Here is a 16,577-nt window from a genome sequence, read left to right as displayed (position 1 = left end):
GGGTTTGCAGCGGCCTCAGACCACATGGATACCGTTCTGCACCCACAGGTGATGGCTCGGATCCTCCTGGGCCGTATATTGGTTATAGTCGATGCCGTCGGCAGTCTGGGTGCCAGCCAGCGTCCAGTTGTCTGTCATGTGAACCGTGTCTTTGTCCTCCCCCTTGATGATCAGTGTGTCGTTGCCGATTTCGGTGATGGCCACCACGTCTGCCAGGTTGAGGGTAAGCGCCACCGCGCTGGTGTCGTTGAGGTCGATGACTTCGATGTCATGCACCCGATCGGCCAGGTTGCCCAGGTCGATGCTGGCATCGCCGCCGCCCCACAGCAGGGTGTCGGTCCCTGTGCCGCCCTCGACGCTGGCGAAGTTCTGGTCAACCACCACCAGGGTGTCGTCCCCTGCGCCACCCTGCAGGGTGATATGGCCACCCTGGCTGCCATCGAGGTGGTCATTGCCGTCGGTGCCGGCGATCACCTCTGTGGAAGCCGATGCGGCCACACTGGCCAGTGCTACCCCTTCGTCACCGGTATCGGAGAGCAGCGACATCGTGCTGGTGAGACCAGCGGCGTTGTCCAGGTTGATGGTGAGCGTTGCGGTGTCGGTGGTGCCGTTGGGGTGGGTCAGCTCGTAGGTGAAGGTGTCTTGCTGGCCGACGGCTGTCGACGTGAGCCCTGAGTTGAGGGTGTAGGTGTAGCTGCCGTCGGCATGCACCAGCAGCGTGCCGTAGGTGCCCGCCACGCTCACCCCGTTATAGCCCGGGATGGTGTAGGTGTTGGCCGCCGTCAGCACGCTCAGCACGGTCAAGGCCGAACCCACGGTGTCATCCGCGAGCAGGTTGCCGGTTGCCGTGGTCGCGCTGCTGACCACGAACTCGGTGAGGTGCGTGGTGGTGGCGTTCACGCTGGTGGTGATGGAACTGAGCAAGCCGATGCCGCCCGCTGTAACGCGTATGTGGTAGGTACCCGTCCCCTGGTTCTGGAAGGTATAAGCCGCACCGCCCCCAGCAGGCTGACCAATGAGCTGCCAGGCACCGACTGCACCAGCACATACTGGCCGGTGGCCGGATTGAGCTTGAGCAACTCGATGGTGGTGCCGTTGAGCAGGCTCAACAGGTTGGTGGAGTTGACCACCACTTGCAGGTTGGCCGTGGTATCGGCGGCAACCGCGGTGGTGTAGGTGGCCTGGCGCGTGCCAATTACCGGCAGGCTCAGCGTGCCCAGCGAGCTGCTGCTGGTGTCTACACGGTTGACCAGGGTCAAGTGGCTGAAGCCGACGTCGTTGACGGCATCCACCACCGTGGCCGGCGCACCGTAGTTGATGTCGCTCCACACCTCCGTGGCCTGCGGGCTGTCGATACGCACATACAGGTTGGCGGAATCGGACAGACCGTTCGCATGCACCAGCTGGTAGCTGAACACATCGACCTTGCCGACACTGCTCGGGCTGCCGTTTGGCGTGTAGGTGTAGCTGCCGTCCGCGCGGATCACCAGGGTGCCGTACAGGCCTTGTACCGTGGTGGCGCTGCCGGCCGCGACATAACTGCCGTCCTTGAACACCTGGAGCACGGCGGCGCTGTCCGGGCCACGTGCATCGACAGTGCCATCGGTGCCCACATCGGTGATGACGTTGCCGGTGGTGGCGGTGCCTGTCCCGGTGAACTCGGTCAGGCTGGTGGCTGTGATGTCCAGCGAAGTGGTCACGTTGGTGATCAGGCCAATACCGCCACTGCCCACGGTCAGGCGGTAGTCACCGGCTTGCAGGGTACCGATATCGACCTGCAGGCCGAGTGGTAGCACGATCAGGTCGAGCAGGCCCTGGGTGTTGCCGGTGGCAAGCGTCACCCAGGCGCCCGTAGCGTCTTTCACTTGCAGGGTGAACGTGGAGTTGTTGAGCAGCGCCAGTACGCTGTTGGTAGTCAGTGTGAGGATCGGGTCGGCCGTGGTGCCGGCCGCTACGGTCCAGGTGTAGGTCTTGGTGAAGCCCGACAGCAGGGTGGTGAAGCTGTCGGTGTAGGTCTTGGTTGCAGTGACCGGTACCAGGCTGACCGTTGCCGTTGCCAGGTTGTCGCTGGCGATGACCGGGGCGTTGGCATCCACATCGGGCGCGGTGATGGTGACGTTGCCCGACACGTTGCCACGCGGGTCGGTGAGGCCGACCGAAAGGACCTGGCCGTTGTCCTGAGGTGGGCTCAGGGTCACGGTGAAGCTGCCGTTCGGTTGTACGGTCGCGGTTTGCAGCACGGTACCGCTGGCGCTGCGCACAGTGACGGTGGCGCCTGCTTCGCCGGTGCCGGTGAGGGTACTGCCGTCGGCACTGATCTGCAGGTTTCCGGCCACTGCAGGCGGGGTCAGGTCCGGTGCAGTCAGGGCGGTGCCGGTAGACACGTTGCCGGCACTGTCGGTGAGGGTGACGCTGAGCGCCTGGTTGTCGATTTGAGCGGCAGCCAAGCTGACTACGAACAGGCCGTTGGTGCCCACCGTTGCGGTGCCCAGGACGGTGCCAGCATTGTTGCGCACGGTGACGGTGCTGCCGACCTGGCCAGAGCCGCTGACCAAGGTGCCGTTGGCGTTGATGACCGCCACCGGGGCTGCGGGCGGCGTGGTGTCCGGTGCGGTCAAACTGGTGCTGGCGGACAGGTTGCCGGCTGCATCGGTCTGGCGCACCACCAGCAATTGCCCATCGTTCTGTGGCGAGGTCAGGGTGATGCTGAAGGAGCCGTTGGCTTGCACCACGCCGGTACCCACCTGGCCACTCGGGCCTTGCACGGTGACGGTAGCGCCTGCTTCGCCGTTACCGGTCAGTACCGTGCCTGTGCCGTTGATGGCCACGTTGGTCGGCACGGCTGGCGGCTGGACATCGACTGCCGTGTAGCTGGTGCTGCCAGACGCGTTGCCTGCGGCGTCGGTCTGGCTCACACCCAGTACCTGGCCGTTGAGCTGCGCCGCGTTGAGGTTGACGGTGAACACGCCACCGCCATTCACCAACGCCGTTCCAAGCACGTTGTTGCTGGCATCACGCACGGTCACCGTGGCACCGGCCTCACCGGTACCGGTAAGCACCAGGCCATTGGCCGACAGGCTGGTAACCACCGGGTTGGCCGGTGGGGTGATGTCGGCCGCTTGCAGGAAGACCGGCTGCGATTCGCCGCCCAGCAGGGAGACTGCCGTCACCGAGATGTGCTGGCCGTTGAGTTGAGCCGCGTTCAGCGTGATGCTGAAGCTACCCGTTCCGATGTTGGCGGAGCCTGAACCGATCAGGTTGCCGGCAGCATCGTAGACGCGAATGCTTGCACCGGCTGCGGCCGTACCGGTCAAGGTCAGGCCGTCGCTGCCCAGTATCGCATTGGTTGGTGGTTCGGGTGGCGGCACCAGAGGGGTGGTGTACGTCACGGCGCCAGAGGTATTGGTACCGTCGGACTGGCTCACGGAGAGGAGTGCGGCTGAGCCCGGCGTCGGCGAAAGGTTTATCTGGAAGTTGCCAGCGGCGTCCACCAGACCGGTCCCTATCACGGTGCCGGTGGGGCCACCGATTCTGACGGTGACCGTGGCATTGGCTTCGCCCCTGCCGGTCAACGAGCTATAGGTATTGTCGATCGCCAGGTTGGTCACCACGGCGGGTGGCGAGGTGTCGTTGGTCTGGTAGCTGGCGGGTATCGAGGCATTGCCGGCAGCATCCGTGGACACCACGGTCAGCAGTTGGCCGTTGTTCTGAGCCGGGTTGATGGCAACGGTGAACTCGCCATTGCCACCCACCACCACCGTACCCACGAGGCTGTTGTCAGGGCCACGAACAGTGATGGTGGAGCCGGCTTCCGCCGTACCGGTCATCGACGTGCCTGCCGGGTTGAGCAGCAGGTTGCCTGGCTGCACCGGCGCTGTCAGGTCTGGCGCGGTTACCTGCAAGGGCGCCGACGGGTTGCCGGTGGCGTCCTGGGCGATCACCGTCAGTACCTGGCCATTGATTTGCGGGTTGTTCAGGTCGAGCACAAAGGTGCCGTCCGGGTCGACTGTCACCTGGCCCAGCAGGTCGCCGTTGTTGTTGACCACGGTGACGCGGGTGCCGGCTTCGGCGGTACCGATCAGTTGGGTGCCGCTGTCGTTGAGGCTGGCGATCACGGTGGCCGGCGGGGTGATGTCCAGCGCCGTGACCGTGCTGACCGTCGATACGTTGCCGCTGCTGTCGGTCAGGGTGACCTGCAGCAGTTGGCCATTCAGTTGCGGGGTATCCAGCTCGACCACGAAGGTGCCATTGGCAGCCACCACGGCAGTGCCGATCTGTGTGGTGCCGACATACACGCGCACGGTAGCGTCCGCTTCGCCGACACCGCCCAGTTCATCGCCTGCCACACTGAGCTGCAGCCCGGTTGCGGCGGCGGGGGGCGTATAGTCCGGTGCTTGAACGGTGACCGGCAAGCTGATGTTGCCGGGTGGGTCGGCCTGCTGCACCGACAGCACCTGGTGATTGATTTGCGCGGGCGACAGCTCGACGCGGAAGGTGCCGTCTGCCAGTACTGTGCCGGTACCCAGCACGGTGCCGGCGGCATTGCTGACAGTGACCGTCGCGCCTGCTTCGCCCAGGCCGCTGACCACACTGCCTTCGGCGTTGATCACCACGGCGGTAAGGGGAGCTGGCGGTGTGAAGTCCGGGGTTTGCAGGGTGGCCACGGCCGACACGTTGCCGGTGGCATCGGCCTGGGTGAAGCTGAGCAGTTCGGCGTTGCCCAACGCCAGGCTGAGGGTGATGGTGAAGTAGCCGCTGGCATCGACGGTGGCGCTGCCGATTGGCTGGCCTGCCGGGTTGGTGACGGTGACCAGCGCGCCCACTTCGCCGCGGCCGGTGATGGTCACGCCATCGCTGGATATTGCCAGCGCGGTGGGTGCTGCGGGTGCCGTGGTGTCCGGTGCAGTGATGGCACTGGCGGCGGACTGGTTGCCGGCGGCATCGGTCAGCACCACCTGCACCTGTTGGCCGTTGGCCTGAGGCGAGGCGAGGTTGACCTGGAAGGTGCCGTCGGCGCGTACCGTTGCGTTGCCCAGCACCGTGCCGTCGGCGGCCAGCACGCGAACAGCAGCCCCCGTTTCACCGGTACCGTTGAGCAGGCTGCCACCGCCATCGAAGGCCAGGTTGCCAGCCGCATCCGGCGCCACGCGGTCCGGGGCGGTCAGGCTGACGCTGTTGGACTCGTTGCCGGCCACATCGGACTGGCTGGCGCTGAGCTGTTCACCGTTGATCTGCGCGGCGCTGAGGTTGACGCTGAAGTTGCCGCTGGCATCGACCACGGCGGTGCCCAGGTCGATCCCCCCTTCGCCGATCACGGTGACGGTGGCACCTGGCTCACTGCGCCCAGTGAGTATCAGGCCGTCGTTGGACAGCACCAGGTTGGTCAGTGGTTGCGGTGCCGTGGTGTCCGGTGCCTGCAGGGTCGCCGGCAGCGAGACTGCGCCGTCGCTGCCGGTGGCGCTTACCTCCAACCGTTCGCCGTTGGCCTGGGCGCTGCTGAGGTTGACGGTGAAGGTACCGTCGTTGGCTACCGGGCTGCTGCCCAGCAATACGCCGTTGGGGCCATACACCTTGACCGTGCTGCCCACCGTCGCGGTACCGGTCACCGACAGGCCGTCGGCGGCCAGTACCAGGTTGTCCGGTGTCGCCGGTGCCAGAAGGCCCGGCGCGGTGACGTTTTGTGCAGGGGAGACGTTCTGTGCGGCGTCGGCCTGGACCACGCTCAGGCTTTCACCGGTGATCGCGGCTGGCGACAGGGTGACGCTGAAGTGGCCGTCGGCGCCGACCGTGGCGGTGCCCAGCACGGTGTTGTCGGGTGCCCGTACGGTGACGGTCGCACCGGCTTCGCCATTGCCTGTCAGGGTGGTGCCACTGGCAGACACCGCCAGGTTGGTAACGGCCGCTGGCGGTGTGGTATCGGCTGCGGTGTAAGGCGCGGCCGGTGAAACGTTGCCGGCCGCGTCGGTAGCCGTTACCTGCAGGGTCTGCCCGTTGGTCTGGGCGCTGTTCAGGGTGAGCTGGAAGGTGCCGTTGCTGCCGGTTGTCGCCGTGCCCAGCACGTTGCCGCTGGCATCGCGCACGGTCACGGTGCTGCCGGCTTCGGCGTTACCGGACAGTTGCAGCCCGGTGGCGGCGAGGGCCAGTGCAGTCGGTGCAGCGGGTGGGGTGAAGTCCGGCGCGGTAACGGCCACGGCGGCAGAGGTGTTGTTGCCTGCGTCGGTCTGCGTAACGCTCAGGTGCTGGGCGTTGAGCTGGGCGCTGTTCAGGGTGAGGGTGAAGCTGCCGTTGGCGGCCACCAGTCCAGTGCCGATGATGGTACCGTCCGGGCCGCGCACGGTGACTGTGGCACCCGCTTCGCCCAAGCCGGTCAGGGTCAGACCGTTGTTGTTCAGCACCACGTTGGTGAGTGGGGCCGGTGGGGTCAGGTCCGGGGTGGCCACATTGACGGCTGGCGAGGTGTTGCCGGCGGCATCCACTTGCGTCACGCCGATGGCCTGGCCGGTGGCTTGCGGGGTGTCGAAGGTCACGGTGAAGCGACCGTCGGCGCCCACCGTGGCCGTGCCCAGCAACGCACCGGCGGCGTTGCGCACCTGCACGGTAGCCCCCACTTCGCCACTGCCGGACAGCTGCCGGCCGTCCTGGCTCAGCTCCGGATTGGTGATGGCGGCAGGCGGCATGCGGTCTGGCGTCGTCAGGCTGGCCGGGCCGGAAATGTTACCGGCGGCATCGCTGAGGGTGACTTGCAACGCGCTGCCGCTGGTTTGCGCGCTGGGCAGTGTGATCTGGAACTGCCCACTCTGGTTGACGGTGCCGGTGGCCAGGATGGCACCACTGGCATCGCGTACGGTCACGGTGGCGCCGGCTTCGCCCTGGCCGCTGAGCACGGTGGCCGCGCTGTTGAGGCTGAGGTTGCTGGCGGCCAGCGGTGCCTGCAGGTCAGGGGCTTGCAGGGTGGCCGCGAGCGAGACGTTACCCGCCGCGTCGGCCTGGGTCACGATCAGGTTCTGGCCGTTGGCGACAGCGGGTGAGAAATCGATGCTGAACAGGCCGTTGCTGCCGACGGGCGCGGTTCCCAGGAGATTGCCCTGCGCATCGGTCACGCGCACGGTAGCACCCACTTCGCCTTGGCCGGTCAGCGTGCTGCCGGTGGCGTTGAGGACGACTTGGGTCGGTGCGTTTGGCGCCGTGGTGTCGTTGGCCACGACAATGGCTGGCACCGAAGGCTGGCCATCGACGGTAGCCTTGGCGCTGACCTGCAAGATCTGGGCGTTGAGCTGGGCGTTCTGGAAGAACACCCGGAAGGTGCCATCGCTGCCGACCGTGGCGGTGCCCAGGGTGGTGCCACCGGAGGTCACGGTAATCAGCGAGCCGACCGTACCTTGGCCGGTCAGCAGGAAGCCGTCGGCACTGATGGACAGGGCCGAAGGTGTGGCCACCTCGGTGCCGGTCGGGCCGGCAAGTGGCACTTCGGAGGATTCATTGCCGGCAGGGTCGATCACCACCACATCGACGGTTTCGCCGGTGGCCAGTGGCGGGTCGACGTCAACCACGAAGGTGCCGTCTGGCCCGACGGTTATCGTGCCGCGCACGCCGCTACCATCCTGATTGCGGATTTCCACTGTGCTCCCAGGTTCCGCGCTACCCCCCACTGTGCTGCCATCCGGGCTCACGGTCAGGCCGGTGGCCGCATCCGGGTCGGTTGTATCCGGGGCGTTGACGGAGACCGGAGCAGACTCGTTACCGGCTGCATCGGTCACCACCACGGTCACCGTCTGGCCATTGGTCAGCGGGGTATCCAGCGGTACGCTGAAACTGCCATCCGGATTGACGGCCACCACGACCACATTGCCATTCCCGTCGTCCACGGACACTGAGTTGGCGCCAGGCGCATTGCCGGTGACGGTGCTGCCGTCCGGACTGACCAGCACGCCCGTGGGCACTGCCGGTGGCGTGATGTCCGGCGCATTGATCTGGCCGGGAAGGGACACATTGCCGGCAGTATCGGTCAGGGTCACGTTGAGTGACTGGCCGTCCAGTTGGGCGGGCGAGAGTGGCACGGTGAAGTTGCCACCTGCCGGCACGACGATGGTACCCACCAGGGTGCCGTCGGTAAGCCGCACTTCCACCGTGGACCCTGTTTCACCAGTACCCTGGATGGCGTTGCCGCCTGGGGTGATGGTGAGGCTGCCCGGCGCTGTTGGCGCGCTGCTGTCATCGGCGGTGAAGCTGGCAGACGGTGAGGCATTGCCATCGCCATCGATCAACACCACCGACAATACTTCGCCGTTGGTCTGGGCGGGGGCGAGTGGTACTTCGAACGTGCCGTCGGGCTCCACCTGAATGGTACCCAGCAGGTCGCCTGCCGCGTTGCGAACTTCTACGGTGGTGCCTGCCTCGCCCTGGCCGCTGAGCAGTGTGCCGGTCGGATCCAGGCCCAGGCCTTGCGCTGGCAGCGGGGCCTCCAAGTCAGGCGCGGTCACGGTGCCGGCGGGCGAGTCGTTGCCGGCACTGTCCGCCTGGGTCACAGACAGCGTCTGGCCATTGAGCTGGGGCGGGTCGATGCTCACCAGGAAGCTGCCGTCTGGCTGAACCGTGGCGGTGCCCAGCACGGTACCTGCTGTATTGGTAACACTCACCTGCGCACCTGGCTCGCCACTGCCGGTGATGGTCCTGCCATCGCCAGACAGGGTCAGGCCGGTCGGGGTCGCCGGCAACTCGGTGTCCGGTGCCGGCAGGTCGGCCGCCGCCGACAGGTTGCCGGTTGGGTCACGCTGCTCCACGGTCAGCGCCTGGCCGTTGGTCTGTGGTGGAGTGAGGATGATTTCGAATGCACCGTTCGGGCCTGCCACGGCACTGCCCAGCACGCTGCCATCCGGCCCACGCACGGTCACGGTGGCGCCAGGTTCGCCGCTGCCGGTGACCGTGGTGCCTGTGCCATCGATGGTCGGGTTGGTGACCGCCTGCGGCGGCGTGGAGTCGGGTGCGGTGAAACTCACCGGGCCGGCGCTGTTGCCCAGGTTGTCGGTGGCCTCGACGCTCAGGCTCTCACCATTGCGCTGTGGCGCATTGAGGGTGACGTCGAACTTCCCGTCTGCACCCACTATGGCGGTGCCCAGCACGTTGCCGTTGGCATCGCGCACGGTGACGATGGAGCCGCTTTGGCCCTGGCCGGTCAGGTGAATGCCTGCGGTATCGATGGCCATCCCCGAGGGTTGCAGCGGGCCATCCAGATCGGGGGCAATGACGGTGGCGGTCGAGGTATTGCCGGCCGCGTCGCGCAGCACCACGTCCAGTTCCTGGCCGTCGGTTTGCGGCGGGTTGAGCACCACGCTGATCACGCCGTCGGCGCCGACCTGGGCGTTGCCCAGCACGACACCCTGGGCGCTGATGACCTGCACGGTGGTGCCCGGCTCGCCGCGGCCAGTGAGCAGGCTGCCATCGGCGCTCAATTGCAGCTGGCTGGCTTCATTGGGTGGAGTGATGTCAGGGGCGGTGACCTGGGTCGGCAGTGACGCGTTGCCGGCACCATCCACAGCCACCACATCCAGGGTTTCGCCGTTGGCTTGTGCCGGGGTCAGGCCGATGGTGAAGCTGCCGTCCGGGCCTGCCTGTGCGCTGCCCAGCACATTGCCCTGCGCGTCACGCACCTGCACCTGCGTGCCCGTCGGTGCGGTACCGGAAACGCTGGCGCCATCTGCGCTCACCACGACACCGCTGGGGCTCTCGGGCAGCGGTGCATCGGCAACCGTCACGCTAAGCCCTACCGAGGTATTGCCGGCGGCATCGGTCTGCACCAGCACCAGGGTTTCGCCCGCCGCCAACGGCGTTTCGAGGTCGACCACGAAGGTGCCATTTGGCGCGACGGTGCCGGTGCCGAGCACCGTACCCTGCGCATCACGCACTTCCACCGTGGCACCGGGTTCGCCACGGCCAGACACGGCCAGGCTGCCATCGGCGGCCACCACGTCAGTGACGAGTGTCGGTGCCGTGATGTCCGGGGCCACATAGCTCAGCGGTACAGAGGTGTTACCTGTCGCATCGGTCACGGTAATGGACAGTGTTTCGCCATTGGCCTGTGGCGGGTTCAGGGTCAGGCTGAAGCTGCCATCCGGCTGGGCGATGGCGCTGCCGATCAGGTTGCCCAAGCCGTCTTTCACCTCTACCCGGGCACCGCCTTCGGCAGTACCGGTCAGGGTGTCGCCATTGGTCAACACCAAGCCCGTTGGTTGCAGGGGGGCCACAAGGTCTGGCGCGGTCAGTGGGCCAGGTGTGGAGACGTTGCCGGCGGCATCGGTCAGGGTCACCTGCAGGGAGGAGCCATCCACCACTGGGGTTGGCAACTGCACGTTGAAGCTGCCATCGGGTTGAACGGTGCCGCTCACCAGCACTTGGCCCTGGTCGTCGAGCACTTTGACGGTGGCACCCACTTCGCCGCGGCCTGAAACCGTACGGCCGTCGGCGCTGATCACCAGGTTGGTGGCTGGCGCCGGCGGCGTGGTATCGCCGCCGTTATCGATGACCGGCGCGGTAACGGTACCGGCTGTGGAGGCATTACCTGCGGCATCGGTGGCGGTTACCTGCAACTGTTCGCCTGCCACTTGCGGCGGGGTGAGGCCAATGCTGAAGGCCCCGCTGGCGCCCACCACGACACTGCCCAGCAGGGTAGTGCCGTCGGCGGCCAGCACGCGTACGGTGCTGCCGGCTTCGGCGCGCCCGGTCACTGCGCTGCCATCGGCGCTGACGGCTAGTTCACTTGGCGCGGCTGGGGCGGTGATGTCCGGCGCAGTCACTTGTGTCGGCAGTGACGAGGCCCCGTTGGTGTCGATGGCGATCACATCCAGCAGCTGGCCGTTGGCCTGGGCTGGGGTGAGCACAACGGTGAAGGTGCCCCCGGCACCCACTACGATGCTGCCAACCAGGTTCCCATTGGCATCGTGCACTTCCACACGGCTGCCGACTGGCGCCGAACCGCTGATGCTGGTGCCGTCCGCCGCGAACACCAGGTCGCTCGGGCTGGCCGGCGTGGTCACCAACGGTACGTCGAAGGTCAAAGCTTGGGAAGCGTTGCCGCTGGGGTCGGTCTGCACCAGGCTGAGGCGTTCGCCCGGCAGCGCGGCCGGGTCGAGGTCGAGCACGAAGGTGCCGTTAACGGTCACCGTACCTGTGCCGATCAGTGTGCCATTGGTGTCCCGCACCTCAACGGTGGCACCGGCCTCACCGCGACCGCTCAGGGTCAGGCCATCGGCACCGACCACGATATTGCTGACCTGCGCAGGTGGGGTGATGTCCGGGGCGTTAAATTGCAGCGGCGTCGAGGTATTGCCGGCGGCGTCCACCAGGCGGATGTCGAGGACTTCGCCATTGGCCTGGGCGGGGGACAGGGTAACGCTGAAACTGCCGTTCGGGTTGACCACACCGGTACCGATCACGGTGCCTGAGGTGTCGCGTACTTGCACAGTGGCGCCAGGTTCACCGCTACCGGTCAAGGTAACGCCGCTGGCCAGGTCGAGGCCGGTGGGCTGAGCAGGGGACTGCAGGTCTGGGGAGGCCACCGTGCCTGGAGTGGAGGCATTGCCGGCGGCATCGGTCAGCACCACTTGCAGGGTGCTGCCATCGTTGACGGGCGGTGTCAGGGCGATCTGGAAGGTGCCGTCCGGGTTGACCGTGCCGCTGGCCAGCACGTTGCCTTGGGCATCGCGCACCTGCACGGTGGCACCCACCTCGCCACGGCCGCTCAGCTGGCCACCGGCCAGGCCAACGACCAGGTTGGTCGGCGCCAGGGGTGGCGTGGTATCGACACCGTCGATGTCGGGGGCTGTGACGCTAGCGGCGCCGGAGGCATTGCCGGCGGCGTCGGTGGCGGTGACTTGCAGCACTTCACCGTCCACTTGTGCCGGGGTGAGGGTGATGCTGAAACTACCGGTCGCACCCACCACCGCCGTGCCCAGTACCGTAGTGCCGTCGGCAGCCAGAACGCGCACGGTGCTGCCCACTTCGGCACGGCCGGTGACAACGGTACCGTTGGCATTGATCGCGAGTTCGCTTGGCGCGGCTGGCGGGGTGATGTCTGGCGCGCTGACCTGCACCGGCAGCGACGATGCCCCTGTGCCGTCGATGGCCACTACATCCAGCAGTTCGCCGTTGGCCTGGGCCGGGTTGAGGATGACGGTGAAGGTGCCATCGCCGCCCACCACCACGCTGCCGACCAGGATGCCGTTGCCATCACGCACTTCCACACGGCTGCCCACCGGGGCAGAACCGGTGAGGCTGGTGCCATCGGCGGCAACCACCAGGCCGCTTGGGCTATCGGGGGCAGTGGTCAGTGGTACTTCATACTGCAAGGCTTCGGACGCGTTGCCGCTCGGGTCGGTCTGTACCAGGCTCAGCACGGCGCCTGGCTGGGCTGCCGGGTCGAGATTGACCGTGAAGGTGCCGTTGGCTCCGACCGTGGCGGTGCCGATGACGGTACCGCCCGCATCACGCACTTCGACGGTTGCACCCGCTTCGCCGCGACCGCTGAGCACCAGGCCACTGGCACCGACCACGACATTGCTGACGACAGCAGGCGGGGTGATGTCGGGGGCATCGAACTGCAGTGGCGCCGAGCTGTTGCCGGCGGCATCCACCACCCGCACATCCAGCGCCTCGCCATTGGCCTGGGCGGGGAACAAGGTGACGCTGAAGGTGCCGTCTGCGTTGACCAGGCCGGTGCCGATCACACTGCCGGCGCTATTGCGCACCTGCACGGTGGCACCGGGTTCGCCGCGGCCGGTGAAGGTGACACCCTCGGCCAGGGCCAGGTCAGTAGGTTGCGCAGGGGCCTGCAAGTCCGGCGAAGTGACTGAACCGGGTTGCGAGACGTTGCCAGCGGCATCGGTGAGGGTGACTTGCAAGGTGCTGCCGTTGTTCACGGCAGGAGCCAAGGTCACCGCAAATGTGCCGTCGGGGCTGACCGTACCGGTTGCCAGAACAGTACCTGCGGCGTCACGCACCTGCACGGTGGTGCCGGCTTCGCCACGCCCGCTCAGCTGGCTGCCGGCCAGGCCGACCACCAGATTGGTTGGTGCGTCGGGTGGCGTGATGTCGCCACCGTCGATGTCTGGCGCGGTGACTGAACCTGCCGTCGAGGTGTTGCCTGCCGCATCGGTGGCGGTGACTTGCAGCACTTCGCCGTCCACTTGTGGCGGGCTGAGGGTGATGCTGAAGCTGCCGGTAGCGCCAACCACGACGCTACCCAGCACGGTAGTGCCATCGGCGGCCAGTACCCGCACGGTGCTGCCCGGTTCGGCACGGCCGGTGAGCACGGTGCCGTCGGCGCTGACAGCCAGTTCGCTCGGGGCGACCGGCGCGGTAATGTCTGGCGCGGTGATTTGCGTTGGTAGTGACGATACACCCGCATCATCGACGGCCACGACGTCCAGCAGTTCGCCATTAGCCTGGGCGGGGGCCAGAACGACAGTGAAGCTGCCATCAGGGCCGGCCACGATACTGCCGATCAGCGTGCCGTTGGCATCGTGCACTTCCACGCGGGTGCCGGCCGGCGCCGTGCCGCTGATGCTGGTGCCGTCCTCGGCGAACACCAGATCGCTGGGGCTGGCCGGGGCGGTGGTTACCGGAACTTCGAACTGCAGCGCTTCGGAGGCGTTTCCGCTGGGGTCGGTCTGCACCAGGCTCAGTTGTTCGCCGGGCTGCGCGGCCGGGTCAAGGTCGATCAGGAAGGTGCCGTTGGCACCCACTACGCCTGTGCCGATTACCGTGCCGTTGGCATCACGCACTTCGACGGTGGCGCCGGCTTCGCCACGCCCGCTCAGGGCCTGGCCGCCGTTGCCGACCACGATGTTGCTGACCGCCGCGGGCGGGGTGATATCCGGGGCATCGAATTGCAGCGGGGCAGAAGTATTGCCGGCCGCGTCCACCAAACGAACGTCCAGCGCTTCGCCGTTGGCCTGGGCTGGGTTAAGGGTGACGCTGAACAGGCCATCGGCGCCCACCACACCCGTACCAATGATGGTCCCAGCGGCATCACGCACCTGCACGGTGGCGCCTGGCTCGCCGCGACCGGTGAAGGTCACGCCATCGGCCAAGGCCAGGTCGGTGGGCTGTGCTGGAGGCAGCAAGTCCGCCGAGTTTACCGAGCTGGGCGGCGACACGTTGCCGGCAGCATCGGTCAGGGTGACTTGCAGAGTGCTGCCGTCGATCACGGCAGGGGTCAGGGTGAGGGTGAAGGTGCCGTCTGCACCCACTGTGCCTGTCGCGATGACATTGCCTGCGGCATCACGGACCTGCACGCTGGTGCCGGCTTCGCCACGGCCAGTGAGCTGGCTACCGGCCACGCCGATCACCAGGTCGGTTGGTACTGCGGGTGGCGTGGTATCGACGCCGTCGATATCCGGTGCGGTGACCGAGCTGGCTGTGGATGTGTTGCCGGCCGCATCGGTGGCAGTGGCTTGCAGCACTTCGCCGTCTATTTGCGGCGGGTTGAGGTTGATGCTGAACACACCGGTCGGGCCGACCACGGCGGTGCCCAGTTCGGTACCGTCAGCGGCAACGATCCGCACGGTGCTGCCCGGTTCGGCACGGCCAGTGAGCACGGTGCCGTCGGCGCTGACAGCCAGTTCGGTCGGTGCGGCAGGCGCAGTGATATCCGGCGCGGTGATTTGTGCGGGCAGCGACGAGATGCCGCTGTCATCGATGGCGACGACATCCAGCAGTTCGCCGTTGGCCTGAGCGGGGTTGAGCTCAATGCTGAAGGTCCCATCGGCATTGGCAATGGCGCTGCCGATCAGCGTGCCGTTGGCGTCATGGACCTCTACGCGGGTGCCCGCCGGGGCGGAACCGGTGAGGGTAGTGCCGTCGGCATCGATGACCAGGTTGCTCGGGCTGTCTGGCGCGGTGGTGAGTGGCACATCGTATTCGAGGGCAACGGAGGCGTTGCCGCTGGGGTCGGTCTGCACCAGGCTCAGCTGGTCACCCGGCTGTACCGCAGGATCAAGGTCAATCAGGAAGGTGCCATTGGCCCCGACCACCCCGGTGCCGATCACGGTGCCGTTGGCATCACGAACTTCGACGGTGGCCCCGGGTTCACCTCGGCCACTCAGCGCCAGGCCGCCACTGCCGACTGCAATGTCGCTGACTGCACTTGGCCGGGTGATGTCGGGAGCTGTGAATTCAAGCGGGATCGAGCTGTTGCCGGCAGCATCCACCAGGCGTATGTCCAGTGCTTCGCCGTTGGCCTGGGCGGGCGACAGGGTGACGCTGAATAGCCCGTCGGCACCGACCAAGCCTGTACCAATGATGTTGCCGGCCGCATCACGCACCTGCACGGTGGCCCCTGGTTCACCGCGGCCAGTGAGGGTTACGCCGCTGGCAAGGGCGAGGTTGGTGGGCTGGTCTGGGGCGGTCGTATCAGGTGTCTCGACGTCTGGTGCTGCAATACTGGCCGAAGGCGAGGTGTTGCCGGCTGCGTCCTTGGTGCTGACCTCCAAAGCCTGGCCTTCGGTCTGTGGCGGTTGCAGGGTGATGCTGAACTGGCCGTCTGCACCGGCCACGGCTGAGCCCAGCAGCACCCCGTCGGCACCCCGCACCGAAACCGTAGAGCCTGGTTCTGCACGGCCGGTGAGGGTGGTGCCCTGTTCATTGATGGCAAGGTCGGTAGGTGCCAGCGGCGCAGTCACATCCGGGGCGGTGACTGTGCCAGGCGTGGAGACGTTGCCGGCGCCATCGGTCAGAGAGACTTCAAGGTTTTCGCTGTTGATTTGCGGCGGGTTCAACGTCACGTCGAAGGTGCCGTCGGTACCCACGGTGCCGCTGCCGATCAGGTTGCCGGCAGCATCACGGATGCTCACTGTAGTGCCTGCTTCACCACGGCCGATCAGGCGCAGGCCATCCGGTGACACCAGCAGGTCGATGGGCGTGGCCGGTGCGGTGGTATCGGGGTCCGAACCGCCACCGCTGCTACCGCCGCCTCCGTTGTCGGCTGCCGCCGCAGCGCCACCGATGCCAAGCAGGCTGAGCCCGGCAATCGCCCAGGTCGGCATGGCGCTACCGGCGGTGCCGATACCCGCGACCAGTTCGTCCAGCGAGTTCACATCCTCGAAAGTGAAACCGGTGAACGCCGTTGTGTCGTACTGCGCGTGCCACAGGGTGCCGTCTTCACCGACGAAGACAATGTCGCTACCGACCCCGGCCTGGTCCACGGCGAAGAAGTTGCCGATGGTGACCTTTTCACCCGATTTCAGGGTGATGATCAGGTCTTGCCCACGTTGGGTAGCAGTGGCGACCTTGTCGGGGGCCACTGGCATCTGCACTACGCCTGGCCCTTTCAGGTTGATATTGCCCCAGGCGCTCTGAGTGGCGACTTCGGTTTGCTTATCGGCGACGACGATGTTGTCCATGAACGCTCCCTGCTGGTATCCGGATCCCCCGGCCCGAACCGTTCGGGCCACAACCTGCGTCACGGAGCCCTTGCGGGGGCGTTACACGCAGTCTCGACCAGGCAGTCGAAATTCGGGTGGTTAGGGAGATATAGCAGCCAGGCGGGAAGCAACCAGATGGCTTTCTGGGTTAATCCTTTTGTA

General features: G+C 66.6%; 1 pseudogene. It reads right to left on the bottom strand.

Annotated elements, in window-relative coordinates:
* Positions 1-15: 15 nt before the first annotated feature.
* Positions 16-16,394 (bottom strand): annotated as a pseudogene (locus D8767_RS24795) (BapA/Bap/LapF family large adhesin).
* Positions 16,395-16,577 lie beyond the last annotated feature (183 nt).

It is taken from the genome of Pseudomonas sp. LTGT-11-2Z (assembly GCF_003691445.1).
Lineage (GTDB): Bacteria > Pseudomonadota > Gammaproteobacteria > Pseudomonadales > Pseudomonadaceae > Aquipseudomonas > Aquipseudomonas monteilii.
The sequence above is the reverse complement of the archived record's forward strand: the minus strand, read 5'-3'. Positions and strand labels throughout refer to the sequence as shown.